This window comes from Sphingobacterium sp. JUb56 (assembly GCF_014191365.1).
In the GTDB taxonomy this organism is placed as follows: Bacteria; Bacteroidota; Bacteroidia; order Sphingobacteriales; family Sphingobacteriaceae; genus Sphingobacterium; species Sphingobacterium anhuiense.
Genome location: NZ_JACHWL010000001.1, coordinates 1,377,711 through 1,392,547 on the forward strand (window position 1 = coordinate 1,377,711; position 14,837 = coordinate 1,392,547).

A 14,837-nucleotide genomic window follows, 5' to 3' on the forward strand; every position below is an offset into this window, starting at 1 on the left:
TTAGTTCATGCGGTACAAACCACCTACAAATTAAAAGACTAAATGAAATGAAAAGAAACCCGATGAAGTTAAGAGCATTATTGACAATGCTATCGATCTCCGTTGCTCTGCAATCTTATGCCCAGTCCAATGGGCAAATAAGAGGTACCATTATGGATAATAATGGTGTTGTCAAAACAGGAGCGACGGTTGTACTTTTAGATACGAAAGGACAAGTTGTCACGAGTATATCGACAGATCAAAAAGGTGTATTTGTATTTAAAGAATTAAATGAAGATGCGAAGTATAAGATAAAGGTTTCCATGATTGGGTACGAATCTTACCTTGAAGAGCTTAAAGGTATAAAGAGTGGTGATAGTAACTCAATTTTGATTACATTGAAAGAGCAACTTTCAGCTCTTGATGAGGTGGTTGTCATTGGTTACGGTCAGCAAAAAAGGGGAGATTTAACAACTGCTGTAAGCTCTTTACCTAATGTCGCAGAAAATGTTGCTCGTCCATTAACTAACGTGGCAGATCTGATGCAAGGAAACGTTGCAGGAGTAACGGTGATGTCAGCAGGTGGCGATCCTTCGGCAATGCCCAAAGTGATGATTAGAGGAATGGGGACACTAAACGCCGAATCGCCACTTTATGTAGTCGATGGAGCACCCTATTATGGCGGACCTATCAATCCAAATGATATTGAAAGCATGGATATCTTGAAAGATGCAGCTTCTGCAGCTATCTATGGAGCTCAGGCATCATCTGGAGTTATCGTGATCACAACTAAAAGCGGTAAAGCTGGAGCGCCCAAACTAAGTGTCGATCTGTATCGAGGTTGGCAAAATGCGAGTAATCTACCGACTGCTTTGAACGCGACACAATACGCCCAAGCCTATAATGATGCAGCGAAAAGAGATGGAGTGAATCCTGCCGATGGTCATAATGCGACATTAAATCCTTGGGGACAGGAAACCCGTACCAATTGGATGAATGAAATCTTCAGAACAGGGAATATTTTAAATGCAAATGCGCAGGTGTCTGGTGGATCAGAACGATCCAGGTATAATTCTTCATTTGGTTATCACGATAAGGAAGGTTTATTGCTGAATACAGGTTACAAACGTTTTGCTTATCGTTTGAAATCCGAATTTGATTTTTTTGATCGATTGACATTAGGACAAAATTTTTATGTCAACCATACCACCGCTCGAGGTACAAATACATCTAGCAGTTATAGTGGATCGATCATCAATGCAATTTATATGAATCCTGCAGCACCTGTATATGATGAGAAAGGATTATTTCACGGTACTGTTCCTTTTAATTTATCGCAATTTTCATCTGCATATGGTGATACTTATAATCCAGTAGCTTTACTTCTACGTCCAACAGTTAACAATCCGACACTTAACCTCAATGGTAATGTTTTTGCCAAAGTGGATTTATGGGATGGTCTAACCTTCAAATCTAATTTTGTTTTGGATATAAATCGGTATTCTTTAAAAAGATTTGATCCCAAAATACCAGAAATTGGAAGATCAAATGGCAACAATTATTTGACGCAAGAAGAAGCTCGTACAGATCGTTGGATTTGGGATCAGCAATTGAATTATACGAAACGTTTTGGTGATCACCAGATTGACGCTGTAGCAGTATACTCTGCTCAGAAAACAAAGTATGAACAATACTACATTCAGGGAATGGGATTTGAACGGGAAGACGATTGGTATCAATATATCGAGAATGCACAATCTATACCAGGAATTCCAACAAGTGATGTCTGGGAAGATGCACTAACATCTGCTATTGCTCGTGTTAATTACAATTATGCAGGACGGTATTATTTAGGAGCAAGTATCCGGCAGGATCGCAGTTCGCGCTTACCAATAAATAATCGATCGGATGTATTTACATCAATTTCGGGAGCCTGGAAAATTTCTTCAGAATCATTTTTTAAAAGTGACTTTATTAATGATTTAAAAATACGCGCTTCTTGGGGTCAGATCGGGAACATTCAAACTGTTGATAAATACGCATATAACTTACCTTTGAATAGCGGTACTGTCACACCTTTAGGGTCGGAAGGTATTTTGGTACGCCATTTTGCAATGATCAAACAAGGTAATCCTAATCTCATCTGGGAGACTTCCGAATCATGGGATATCGGTCTGGATATGACTTTATTTCATCAGTTAAGTTTTACAGCAGATTATTATCGGAAAAAGACCATCGGAATGATCAATGAAATTCTTCCAGATCCACACTCAGGTATGCAGAGAGGCCCTACAATTAATACAGGTGACGTGATGAACAAGGGATTTGAATTTAGCGGAAAATATAATCATCAATTTGGAGATTGGAGACTTGGTTTAAATGCTAATATTGCCTTCAATCGTAATGAGGTATTACATCTGAATGGAGTTAATAGCGAATTTATTGAAAATCCAGGAGAAGTTAGGGGTATATTGTCTCCATATCGGTCCACGCCAGGACAAGCCTTATATTCTTACTATTTGATTCCGAATACCGGAATATTTAATTCCGAAGCAGAAGTACAGGCGCATAGCCTAAATGGTAAGCTTATTCAACCCTTTGCACGTCCTGGTGATTTAAAATTCGAAGATACAAATGGTGACGGTAAAATCAGTTTTGATGATCGTGTATATATGGGTAGTGCGATTCCTAAGTTCACCTATGGTTTTGCCCTTAATTTAGATTATAAAAACTTTGATCTAAATGTATTAACCTATGGAATTTCAGGAGCAAAAATTTTTAACGGATATAAATTCACAGCCTATAACGCGGGCTTACAGGGTTATAATCTGGATAATCGTGTCCTAAATGCCTGGACGCCGGATAATCTAAATAGTAATATTCCAGCACTTTCTTCTAAAGATCCAAATGCTAATTACGGAACGATATCAGATTGGTACCTTGAAAGTGGCGATTATTTTCGTATAAAAAACATTACTGTTGGCTATAACTTACCTAAGTTTTTGAATAAACTGCAATCTAGGATTTATTTTTCTGCGGAAAACCCGTTCACCTTTACCTCTTATTCTGGTATAGATCCAGAGGTCGGCAGTATTGGATTAGATGTAGCAAATTATCCTTTAGCCAAGACATACACGATAGGATTAAATGTTAATTTTTAAGAATGAAAATCATGAAAACACCATCCATAAAAAAATACAAATACATTACAATAGCATTACTAGGATTGAGCATAGGTATACAGGGCTGTAGTAAGAGTTTTACTGATCTGACTCCAAAAGGATCAATTACCAATGAAAACTTCTGGAAGACAGAAGCAGATGCGATATTTGCCAGTAATGGTCTTTATGAACATTTCAATGACGATAATATGTTCGGAAGAGGTTTGTTTTGGTTTATCAACGCATCGGACGATATGGTCACTGGACGTACAGATGCAGGATCAGCAGCAGTGCGTAATTTTACTGCTACAGGTGCTGAAAGCCGCATTAATAGTATGTACAAGAAATTTTATCAGATCATACAACGTGCAAATACCATTATCACTAAAGTGCCAGCTATGAGTATTAGCGATAACGTAAAAAAACACGTGTTAGGACAAGCGTATTTCATGCGAGGTTATGCCTATTTTTATTTGTCACAATATTATGGAGATCAACGTGCTGGTGTTCCCATCGTTACAGATGCAAATATGAATGAAATTAAATTTGTACGACCGACGCATGTAAAAGAGAATTTAGCACAGATTGAAGGGGATCTTTTAAAGGCAGCAGAGCTATTGCCACTTGTCAACACATATGGAGCAGGTGATTTAGGAAGAGCGCATAAAGACGCTGCTTATGCCTATTTAGCCAAAACAAATTTGCAATGGGCACGATATGACGAGAGTAAATGGACGCAAGTTGTTAAGTACTGTGATATGGTGACCAACTCAGGATCAGGCCGTAAATTAATTAATACAGGAAAACCAGAAACAGATTTTGCAAGCGTCTTTTACATCGAAAACAATTTTTCATCTGAATATATCTTTTCTGTAGTTTCTAATAAAATTCAGGGTTCCATATTGCCGGCTGTATTATTTGAAAATACAGGTTACGGACTTTATAATGGTTGGGGATATTTTCACCCCACTTTAGAATTGTATAACGCTTTCGAATCAGGTGACAATCGTAAAAAGGCAACCATACTTGAATTTAACGATACATTTACGTTATTTGGATTGGATCGGAAATATTATTCGTCTAATTCTCAAACTGGTTTTCAGTTCAAAAAGTATATGCAACCTTTCCGTTTTCCAAAGGATCAACATTTAAATCCTAGTGGAGATTATCCGACTTCTGATCTAAATATTCCTTTAATCCGTTATGCAGATATTCTTTTGATGAAAGCCGAAGCGCAGATTAAACAAGGGAAATCTGGAGATGTGGAGATTAATTTGGTACGTAACCGCGCAGGGCTCCCTGCAATAAGTGGCGCAACAATGGTTAATTTAAAAAGAGAGCGTCGTTCAGAGTTTGCTGCAGAATATACCGATAGGCATAGTGACTTGGTTCGTTGGGGTGATGCCCAAGCGGCCTATGCACGACCAGCAACCGGAAGGCAACATATTGCTAAAACTGATCCAACTTCTAGCTACACCATAGTACAAGTTTGGCCTGCCCGAACTTTTAATCCTGCTATTCATCATGTATGGCCAATTCCGCCATCAGATTTGAGTAATTCTGGGATCAGTCAAAATGAGGGATGGTAAAATTATCCTAAAAATAACTTAAATCACAAAGACGGCAGGCTAGAAAGATGCGAAAGAGCGATCAGGTCTGTCGTTTTTTGTCCAATAGAAAGAATGAAAATGAAATTTGCTAAGTTATTATTAATACTGCCCTTAGTTGGGATAATGGTCAGACTTGATGCACAGGAAACAGCTACAACTGTTAATCGTTTTGATAAACTCATGTATAATACGCATCAGCAGCACCATGCACTTCGGGTCCGTGGTCATAGTCATAATGATTATGAACAGGATATTCCCATGTTACGTGCTTATTATGCGGGAATGGAATCCATTGAAGCAGACCTATTCCTACGAGGTGATACCTTATATGTTGCGCATGAGGCTAAAGATATCAAAACAGGGCGAACCTTGGAAAATCTATATATAAAGCCTTTGGCAAACTTATTTAAACAAAATAAGCAACATCCCTTTGCTGACAGCAGTAAAAACTTACAGCTGGTTTTAGATTTGAAAGAAGATTTTCAGATTATGATGCCAAAATTAGTAAACCTGTTAGCACCTTATCGTTACCTAGTAGATCCCAAACAAAATAAACATGCTATTCAAATTGTCATCAGTGGCAATATGCCGTCACCTGCTCTCTTTAAAAACTATCCAGACTACATATCCTTTGACGGTAGATTTGAAAACACATACACCAGCCAGCAACTGCAACGGTTAGCTATGATGAGCGATAATTTACGAAACTATACGCAATGGAACGGGAAGGGGGTGCCAACGAAGCAAGAGCAAATGAAAATTGAACAGCAAGGAGCAAAGGCACGAAAATGGGGTAAACCATTTCGTCTCTGGGGTGCACCTGAAAGTGTCAATACGTGGATAGTATTAGAAAAAATGGGCGTTACCTGGTTAAATACAGATCATCCTGATGTACTAAAAGCTTATTTAAATGATTTGGAGAGTTCACGTTTTACGGCAAATAAACCATACGCTGTGTATCAACCTAATTTTGCAAAAGATGGGAGTAAGGGTACAGTTAGAAATGTGATTCTGTTAATAGGAGACGGTATGGGATTAGGTCATATTCAAGCTGCTATGGTTGCCAACCGTGGTCAGTTGCATATGGCTCAGATGAAACATGTAGGGTTCTCTTTAACAACATCAGCCAGTCCAGGTAATACAGATTCAGGAGCTGGGGGATCAGCAATTGCTACCGGGCATAAATCATATAACGGTACGATAAGCGTAGACACATCTGGTAATAGGTTACTGAGATTACCTGAACTATTAGCAAGAATTGGAAAGGTAAGCGGAATACTATCCACAGGGGATGCCTCGGATGCGACTCCCGCAGCATTTTATGCGTCAAATATAGACCGAAATGCATCCATTGCAATTACAGAAGCGCTCATCGAGAATAAGGATGTTAAAATATTGGCAGGTGAACTACCTGGACCTTATCGGGAAAAAGAAAGAAAATATGAATTGGAAAAAAAATTAAATCAAGCCGGATATCAAGTTGTTGATAACCTAACCGGATTAAAAAACGCCAAATCAGAGAAAACAGTAGCTTATTTTAATGAACAAGATATGGTAGCTGTCAAAGATGGTAGAGGTACTATTTTAAAAGAATTGCTCGCAACGAGCATCAGCAAACTTCATGGAATGGGAAGTGGATTCTTTATTATGGCCGAGGGGGCTCAGATTGACTATGGTGGCCATGCGCGAGATTTAAACTATGTGGTAACAGAAGCTTTGGATTTTGATCAGGCAGTCGGCGAAGCACTTCGTTATGCTGATCAGAATGGTGAGACACTTGTAGTGGTAACAGCAGACCATGAAACTGGCGCATTATCTTTATTAGATGCTGATGTAAAAACAGGCAGTATACAAGCCAGCTTTGCGTCTAATGATCACAGTGCGATGATGGTGCCTGTAATGGCATATGGCCCCGGGGCTCAAAACTTTTTGGGTTATTATCAGAATACCGAACTTTTCAAAAAAATTGCTCAAGTCTTAGGCGCAATACAGCAGTAGTTGAATTATCAAAAATAAGCTTGTATATAATAAACTGGGCATTTCATTCTTATTAAATGCCCGGTTTATTATCTAAAAAAATCTGATACTAGTGTAAATTTTTTAAAAATTATCTCTTCATTATGATACCTTCACCATAAGCGTATATTCTTGAGCATTTATCTACATCTTCTGATGATTGTAGAAATAAGATTCCCCCTAAAGAATACAATCTTGCACATCCACCTTCATGAATAGTTGCTGTAAATCATTAAAAATCATAGTATATAATAGCTGTCTTTAATTGTCAATTAAACTTTTGGGTATTAAAGAAGTCAAAACTAATATTTAAACAGCACTTATTCTAGCCTTGAAAATAAGCGGTATCATTTCGAGTATTTACAATTTGTAAGTGTTAAGTGTGATCCTTACAAAAGAACAGCAGGAACACTCATAATTACTAATAAACAGTATTTAGGAGAGTTTGGCTCGATATTTGAATGATATGAAGTAATCAAAACAATATATATATGATAAAAAGAGAAAGAACAAGAAAATCAAAAATTGAACAAAACCCATACATGTATTACATGACTAACTGGGGTTTTATGGAAACGGAAATCAAAGAAGATCGTCCCGTAGCATTGAAAAAAGAAAATGACAAGCTTGAGAAATAATTCTCAACGCTTTTAAAATCACAAATTAGACACTTGCTTTTCCTAACGGAAAGCATTTTGTGTTTATAGACCTTTCCAATCTTTTATTTAATTATTTCAGGTATGTCGACGTCTAGTCAGAGTTGCTCATGTGTCTACATGTAAAAGCCGCTATAAAAATTTATTTATAGCGGCTTTTAATTTTTAGAAAAATTTTGACTATTTCTTTGGCTCTAATCCTTTAGTCAGATCTTTTGCGTGCTTGACTTTTTTATCCAATAATCCGAGCGCAATGACATCAGCCATTTCCGTCACATAGTGAAACTTCATATCTTTGATATAACTCTCTTTGATCTCTTCAATATCTTTTTGATTAGATTTACATAAAATAATCTCTTTGATATTCGCTCGCTTAGCTGCCAGAATCTTCTCCTTAATACCGCCAACAGGAAGAACTTTTCCACGTAAAGTAATCTCACCTGTCATTGCTAAGTTTTCTTTAACCTTACGCTGTGTAAATAGGGAAGTTAATGCCGTCAACATGGTTACACCTGCCGAAGGCCCGTCTTTCGGTGTAGCTCCTGCTGGAACGTGAATATGTACATCCCAATGATCGAAAACGCGGTAATCAATGTCAAATTCTTCAGCATGCGAACGTAGATAAGCCATTGCAATGGAAGCTGATTCCTTCATCACGTCGCCCAAGTTACCTGTTAAGCTCATTTTTCCTTTACCTGGGCTCAAACTTGACTCTATAAACAATATATCGCCACCGACAGAAGTCCAGGCTAACCCTGTAACAACACCAGCAACTTCATTATTTTCATAACTATCTTTATCAAAAATAGGAGCACCTAAAATCTCTACAAGATCCTTATCATTAATATTGACATTGTATTCTTTTTCCATAACAATGCGAGTTGCAATACCACGGACAGTAGAACCTATTTTTTTCTCTAAACCACGTACACCAGATTCTCGCGTATATTCTTCAATTATTTTCTCAATAATTTTAGATTTCAACGAAATATCCTTTGCTGTTAATCCGTGTGCTTCACGCTGTTTCGGAATAAGGTGTTTCTTGGCAATTTCAATTTTTTCTTCGATCGTATAACCATTAACTTCAATAATCTCCATACGATCCAAGAGCGCTGGTTGTATATTATTTAAGGAGTTAGCTGTAGCGATAAACATGACCTTAGATAAATCGTACTCCATCTCAACATAATGATCATAGAAACTCGTATTTTGCTCCGGATCTAAAACTTCTAATAGGGCAGAAGATGGATCTCCTTTAAAGTCAGCACTCATCTTATCAATTTCATCCAATACAAATACAGGGTTCGCTGCACCTGCTTTTTTCAAAGATTGAATGATACGACCTGGCATTGCACCAATATACGTCTTTCGGTGACCCCTGATTTCTGCTTCATCACGCACACCACCTAAGGCCATTCTAGTATACTTACGGCCTAATGCTTTTGCAATAGATTTCCCTAATGATGTTTTACCGACTCCCGGAGGGCCTACTAAACATAAAATAGGAGCCTTCATATTGTTTTTCAATTTCAATACGGCCAAATACTCAATAATACGTTGCTTAACTTTATCCAACCCATAATGGTCTTTATCCAGTACTTTTTGTGCTCTATTCAGGTCAAAATTATCTTTTGTAAACTCATTCCAAGGAAGGTCAAGTAATAATTCTAAATAATTGATCTGAACAGAATAATCTGCGGCTGCAGGATTGATTCGTGCTAATTTTTCAATTTCTTTATCGAAATGCTTAGCAACAACTTCATTCCACTTTTTCTTTGATGCTCTTTTTTTCAATTCGATAATCTCTAAATCGGGAGTGTTTCCGCCCAATTCTTCTTGAATCGTCTTTAACTGTTGATTTAAGAAATAATCGCGTTGTTGTTTATCTAAATCTATTCTTACTTTATTTTGAATCTGGTTTTTAAGTTCTAAAATTTGAATTTCAGAAGTTAATAACTCTAATAAAAGGCGAGCCTTCTCATCAGCATTTAATAATTCCAATAACTGTTGTTTCTGAATTAAATCAACATTGATATTAGAAGAAATAAAGTTAATAAGGAAAGTCGGACTCTCGATATTCTTAATGGCAATACCTGCCTCGCTTGGTAGGTTCGGCGATAGTTGAATAATTTGAAGAGCCATCTCTTTTAAAGTCGCTATTAAGGCTTTAAATTCCTTAGTCGACTTCGGTTTCTCTTCCTTATATTTCTCAACGTTAGCTTTTAGATAAGGTTCGGTCTGAACAGCTTCAAGCAATTTAAAACGTTGCTTACCTTGTAAAATCACCGTTGTATTACCATCAGGCATCTGTAAAACTTTGATGATGTGTGCTACAGTTCCGACTTGATAAAGCTCATCAATAGTAGGATCTTCCATAGACATATCCTTTTGAGCTACAACACCTATTGTTTTATCTCCTTGGTAAGCGTCTTTAACTAATTTGATGGATTTATCCCGACCCACAGTAATTGGAATAACTACTCCAGGAAATAAAACTGTATTGCGTAAAGACAAAATCGATAGTGACTCCGGAATCTCTGCATTGCGCATGTCATCTTCATCTTGTTGACTTAATAATGGAAAGAATTCGGTATCTTCAGATATTATGGGAATCGCCTGATTGAAATCAAATGTTTCGAATTTGCTCATATTATGTTAAGGTATATTAATATTTTTATGTCAGTTTATGACAACATGTCGTAATTCTGATAAAAAGTTATTTTAAATTTGTGAATGTAGGGTATTGCAAGTAAGATGCCAACCTATTATTTGAAAACGAATGATCCATTAATGCAGTGCTTTAAGAAAAAAAGACAGTCTGACATGTGAATTTTGTCACATTATTCAATTTATTATTGTGTAAATAGGCATAATAATTGTAATATTGAATACGCATTTAGCGTTGTATGTTGAAGTCAAGTAAAACGGAATTTCAACAACACAAACTAAGCGGTTGAATATGAATTAAATACTTTAAATTGAAACGTAATTAAATAAATATGACTCTTAAATCGATTAAATTAGGCTTATTTACTGGTGCATTTGCCTTGATGTCACTTTCATCTTTTGCACAGACAGCAAAACAAGAAGAGCATTCGAATCCAAATGTTCGTTTAGGTCAAAAAGCACTATTGGATGGTGACTTCAAAAAAGCAGCAATTTACTTAGAAAAGTCTTTGCCAGTGGAAAGTAAAGATCCAGATGTATTATATATGTTAGGTTACTCTCAATTTCAGAATGGCGAATTTAAAAAGGCAGCAGAGTCTTTCGGAAAAGTAGTTGCTTTGGACAGTAAAAATGCAAACGGTTACTATTTTAAAGGAAAAGCAAATAATAATTTAGCGACTCAAACATCTACAAAATTGAGCAGTTCTGCTCGTGAAGCATTATTAAAATCTGCTATCGAAGATTATTCTAAAGCGATTGCATTAAATGCAAGTGATGTGAAGCTTTATCAAAATAGAGCGCTAGCTTTCCGTGACTATGGTATTTTAGTTGGAACTTCCGGAGTTGCGAATTACAATAAAGCAGTTGCAACTGATGCTTATAACAACGCAGTAAAAGATTTTGAAAAAGTTTTAACTTTTGATGCTTCTCGTAAAGACATTCAAACAGAAATCAAAAAAGCTAAAATTTACAGAGATAACTTGAAGTAATCTTTCAAAAACAAAAAAACACCATATCGCGATATGGTGTTTTTTTGTTTAATTACTTGAGATGTAGGAGAGGTTTCTAAATTTTAGTGATTCAGAAACTTTCCTAGAATTTTATAATGACTTTTTCCCAATATCAGAATATCCTGATTTTTTTCAATTTTATAAATAGAGTCAACATCATACGTCAGTTTTTCTTCACTCGAATATAAGCTATTGTCTACTTTTCTTTCAATGACAACCTGTCTAATCTTACCTTTTAAATCATGCTCCACAGCGAGATACTGAATCGCTAATCCGGGATCTTTGGCCTGATAAATTGTTTTACAATCTTCTTCTCTAAAATTATACAAACTGGCATCAGCATTTTTTGTAATATCAGCAGCTATAAATCCACTTAGTTCATTTTGCCAGTTTGGGATCTTCAAAGATTTCACTTCCTCATCGGAGTCTTTAATGACCGTTTTTTCAACCGTTGGATTCAATTTTGTTAACTTTTCAATTTCAGAATTAAAAAATGAATCCAGAGAAAGAGTTGATCCTTTTACTTGCTTTTGCACCGTTTTGTCGTTTTGACAGGACGATAGTAGGAGCGCACCCCCTATAATTAATAAAGAGAGTGCGTTACCTATACGTTTATTTTTCATATTAGTCTTGAATCAATACCTCGCCATCCATTTCGGCAGGGATCTCAACTTTTAGTAATTTCAATACAGTAGGCGCTATATCACCCAATTTACCATCCTTAATGCTTTTATAATCCTTATCGATCAAAATACATGGAACAAGATTTGTTGTATGAGCAGTGTTAACTGATCCATCAGCATTGACCATAAATTCGGAATTACCATGATCAGCAATGATGATAAATGAATATCCGTATTGTAAACCCTTTTCAACAACTTGTTTAGTACAATTGTCTACTGTTTCAACCGCTTTTACTACCGCGTCAAATACACCTGTATGTCCGACCATATCTGGGTTTGCAAAATTCAGACAGATAAAATCTGGTTGCGCTTCTTCAATATCTTTTATAATAGCATCAGTAATGCCTTGTGCAGACATTTCTGGCTGTAAATCGTAAGTCGCAACTTTAGGAGATGGTACCAACAAACGGTGTTCTCCATCAAACTCCTGTTCACGTCCTCCAGAAAAGAAAAATGTGACATGTGGATATTTTTCAGTTTCTGCGATACGTACCTGTGTTTTATGATGAGTAGCTAAAACTTCACCTAAAGTATTATTTAAATTGTCTTTATGGAAGATGACTTTAACATTTTTAAATGTCTCGTCATATGACGTCATCGTAATATAATAAAGATCCAATGGTTTCAGGTCGTACTCTGGAAACGCCTTTTGCGTTAAAGCAATAGTAATCTCGCGTCCTCGGTCTGTTCGGAAATTAAAACAGATTACGACATCTCCATCTTGAATTGTGGCAACAGGTTGATTTGCAGCATTAGTTAAGACAAGCGGTTGCACAAATTCATCTGTAATGTTTTGATTATATGATTCTTGTATAGCGTTTTGTAAATCTTTAGTTTCAGTCCCAGTACCATGTACCATCAAATCATACGCAAGTTTTACACGCTCCCAGCGATTGTCGCGGTCCATTGCATAATAACGACCGATTGCTGACGCAAGAGTACCGACAGACTGAGGTAGGAAATCTTGCAATTCTTTCACATAGTTTAATCCAGAATTTGGATCTGTATCGCGTCCATCAAGAAAAGCATGTATAAATACCTGATCTGAAGTTAAACCAGCATGTTTTGCAGCATCACATAGACCACGTAAATGACTTGTATGTGCATGAACGCCACCATCGGACAATAAACCGATAAAATGAACCTTCTTATTATTTGCTAAAGCATATTTAAAGGAGTCTTGAATAGTGATGTCCGTATTAAAAATACCATCACGAACAGCTTTATGAATGCGGCCTAATTCTTGATAAACCACACGTCCTGCGCCCAAATTCATATGTCCAACTTCAGAGTTACCCATTTGACCTTCAGGTAAACCAACAGCTTCACCAGAAGCTACTAGTTTTGAATTGGGGTAGTTCGCCTTCAAATAATCCAAGTAAGGAGTATTTGCCGCAAATGCTGCGTCAGATTGATCTTCTTTTCCGTATCCTAATCCGTCTAGGATTAATAGTGCTACTTTTTTTTCCATAATTATATAAGCAAATATAATTTAAAACAACTGATAATTCAAGATTATGAGGAATGTAATGAAGAATTAAAGTTTGTTTAATGTAAAATTTATATAAATTTGGCATTGTTTATGTGAATCATCTACCAAATCACAAAGCTAGTCTTTAACACAATAACTATTGGGTAAGTTCTTGAACTACACAGAGTTTAATTTCTATAATTAATGAAAAAGATCCTATTTTTTATAAGTCTTTTTATGTGTATAACTATGCGCATATCAGCGAATAATATTGACAAGAACAGCTTACCAAGGTATGAATCTTCTTTATTTATTTCTGATATTAACGATGCTTTAATGCTGCAATTGAAAGCAGGGAATGCCAAAAATATAGCACGGCATTTTGCGACAAATGTAACGTTATCAATCTTAAGTGAGGATGGCCAATATTCCAAATTTCAGGCTGAAATGTTGTTAGAGTCATTTTTCTCTAAAAACAAACCAGGTGCAGTAAAATTAATACAGAAAATTACAAATAAAACCAATTACAGTTATTACGTATATCAACTTACCAGTAATAAAAATCTGTTTCGAGTTTTTGTGAAGATAAGTTCGGCAAAATCTACACAAACTATAGAAGAATTTAGAGTTGAAAAACAGGCTTCTAAATAATAATTCCAAATTATTTTCTTGAATAAAATTTAAATTTCCATCTTCGCTACATATTTTGTGAGGACTCATGATGGAAAAAAAAGAATATATTAAAAAATTCGTTCAACAGGCAATTCTAGAAGATGTCGGAGATGGTGATCATACAACACTTTCAACGATTCCTAAAGACAAAGCTGGAGAGGCTAAATTAATTGTTAAAGAAGAAGGTATACTTGCTGGGGTAGAGATTGCATTAGAAATTATCAATCAAATAGATCCTACACTTGCTCATGATGTGCTAATTCATGATGGAGCGAGTGTAAAAATTGGTGATATAGCCTTAATCCTGAAAGGAAAAATCCATAGTATCCTAATAGCCGAACGCTTGATCTTAAACGTGATGCAACGCATGAGCGGGATTGCGACAACCACAAACCGATATGCGAAATTATTAGCCGGAACAAAAACGAAAATATTAGATACGCGCAAAACAACTCCCTTGTTACGTTTGTTAGAGAAAGAAGCGGTAAAGATCGGAGGGGGAACCAATCATCGTTTTGGCTTGTATGACATGATTTTAATTAAAGATAATCATGTTGATTACAGTGGAGGTATCACGCAGGCTTTAACTCGCGCAAATGCCTACAGAGACACCTTAAATAAGCATATTGAGATTGAAATTGAGGTTAGAAATTTTGAGGAGCTAGCTGAAGTTATTACCTTTGGTAAGGTCGACCGCATCATGTTAGACAATTTTAGTCCCTCAGATGTGAAGAAAGCTGTCGATATTATTGCAGAAAGATTTGTCACTGAGGCTTCTGGAGGAATTACAGAAGACACACTTCAAGCATATGCAGCAGCCGGAGTAGATTTTATCTCGGTTGGAGCATTGACGCATTCTGTAAAAAGTTTGGATTTAAGCTTAAAGGCCAAATTAGTTTAGGATTTAACAAT

10 protein-coding genes are annotated in these 14,837 nt (G+C 36.3%); 7 read left to right on the top strand and 3 right to left on the bottom strand.

Annotated features, from left to right (window positions below):
• Positions 1–62: 62 nt before the first annotated feature.
• The 4 genes from FHR29_RS05535 to FHR29_RS05550 all read left to right on the top strand — a co-directional run bounded on the left by FHR29_RS05535 (position 63) and on the right by FHR29_RS05550 (position 7,404).
• On the top strand, positions 63–3,140 hold the full coding sequence (locus FHR29_RS05535; protein WP_183912975.1) for a TonB-dependent receptor: 3,078 nt from the start codon (positions 63–65) through the stop codon (positions 3,138–3,140).
• 11 nt (positions 3,141–3,151) lie between these two features.
• A complete protein-coding gene (locus tag FHR29_RS05540; protein WP_183912977.1) occupies positions 3,152–4,729 on the top strand; it encodes a RagB/SusD family nutrient uptake outer membrane protein in 1,578 nt (525 codons plus the stop codon).
• A 99-nt stretch (positions 4,730–4,828) separates the two neighbouring features.
• Entirely contained in the window at positions 4,829–6,748 is a 1,920-nt protein-coding gene (locus FHR29_RS05545; RefSeq protein WP_183912979.1) for an alkaline phosphatase, read from the top strand.
• A gap of 509 nt (positions 6,749–7,257) precedes the next feature.
• Complete coding sequence (locus FHR29_RS05550; protein WP_021190220.1) at positions 7,258–7,404, top strand: hypothetical protein; 147 nt, start codon at positions 7,258–7,260, stop codon at positions 7,402–7,404.
• A gap of 198 nt (positions 7,405–7,602) precedes the next feature.
• Here FHR29_RS05550 and lon read toward each other — a convergent pair whose 3' ends face one another.
• Positions 7,603–10,071 carry an endopeptidase La gene (gene lon / locus FHR29_RS05555; protein ID WP_021190219.1) on the bottom strand — a complete coding sequence of 823 codons (2,469 nt, stop codon included), beginning with the start codon at positions 10,069–10,071 and terminating at the stop codon, positions 7,603–7,605.
• 350 nt (positions 10,072–10,421) lie between these two features.
• On the opposite strand from lon, the gene FHR29_RS05560 reads away from it, so the two are divergent.
• Positions 10,422–11,078 carry a tetratricopeptide repeat protein gene (locus FHR29_RS05560; RefSeq protein WP_232789279.1) on the top strand — a complete coding sequence of 219 codons (657 nt, stop codon included), beginning with the start codon at positions 10,422–10,424 and terminating at the stop codon, positions 11,076–11,078.
• Positions 11,079–11,161: 83 nt separating this feature from the next.
• Here FHR29_RS05560 and FHR29_RS05565 read toward each other — a convergent pair whose 3' ends face one another.
• Positions 11,162–11,722 (bottom strand): hypothetical protein, encoded by a 561-nt coding sequence (locus FHR29_RS05565; RefSeq protein WP_183912981.1) that lies wholly within the window; start codon positions 11,720–11,722, stop codon positions 11,162–11,164.
• A gap of 1 nt (position 11,723) precedes the next feature.
• Positions 11,724–13,256, bottom strand: coding sequence for a 2,3-bisphosphoglycerate-independent phosphoglycerate mutase (gene gpmI, locus FHR29_RS05570; protein ID WP_183916541.1), 1,533 nt, complete (start codon positions 13,254–13,256; stop codon positions 11,724–11,726).
• A 246-nt stretch (positions 13,257–13,502) separates the two neighbouring features.
• On the opposite strand from gpmI, the gene FHR29_RS05575 reads away from it, so the two are divergent.
• Positions 13,503–13,904 (top strand): DUF4783 domain-containing protein, encoded by a 402-nt coding sequence (locus FHR29_RS05575; RefSeq protein ID WP_183912984.1) that lies wholly within the window; start codon positions 13,503–13,505, stop codon positions 13,902–13,904.
• Between the two features lie 67 nt (positions 13,905–13,971).
• The gene (nadC, locus tag FHR29_RS05580; RefSeq protein ID WP_183912986.1) at positions 13,972–14,826 is read left to right on the top strand and encodes a carboxylating nicotinate-nucleotide diphosphorylase; all 855 of its coding nucleotides are present in this window, start codon (positions 13,972–13,974) and stop codon (positions 14,824–14,826) included.
• Positions 14,827–14,837 lie beyond the last annotated feature (11 nt).

What these genes read in the sequence shown, in the direction of transcription:
- FHR29_RS05540 (WP_183912977.1), top strand. Translation starts at nt 3,152, where the DNA reads ATGAAAACACCATCCATAAAAAAATACAAATACATTACAATAGCATTA.
- FHR29_RS05545 (WP_183912979.1), top strand. Translation starts at nt 4,829, where the DNA reads ATGAAATTTGCTAAGTTATTATTAATACTGCCCTTAGTTGGGATAATG.
- FHR29_RS05560 (WP_232789279.1), top strand. Translation starts at nt 10,422, where the DNA reads ATGACTCTTAAATCGATTAAATTAGGCTTATTTACTGGTGCATTTGCC.
- nadC (WP_183912986.1), top strand. Translation starts at nt 13,972, where the DNA reads ATGATGGAAAAAAAAGAATATATTAAAAAATTCGTTCAACAGGCAATT.
- lon (WP_021190219.1), bottom strand. Translation starts at nt 10,071, where the DNA reads ATGAGCAAATTCGAAACATTTGATTTCAATCAGGCGATTCCCATAATA.
- FHR29_RS05575 (WP_183912984.1), top strand. Translation starts at nt 13,503, where the DNA reads ATGCGCATATCAGCGAATAATATTGACAAGAACAGCTTACCAAGGTAT.
- FHR29_RS05550 (WP_021190220.1), top strand. Translation starts at nt 7,258, where the DNA reads ATGATAAAAAGAGAAAGAACAAGAAAATCAAAAATTGAACAAAACCCA.
- FHR29_RS05535 (WP_183912975.1), top strand. Translation starts at nt 63, where the DNA reads ATGAAGTTAAGAGCATTATTGACAATGCTATCGATCTCCGTTGCTCTG.
- FHR29_RS05565 (WP_183912981.1), bottom strand. Translation starts at nt 11,722, where the DNA reads ATGAAAAATAAACGTATAGGTAACGCACTCTCTTTATTAATTATAGGG.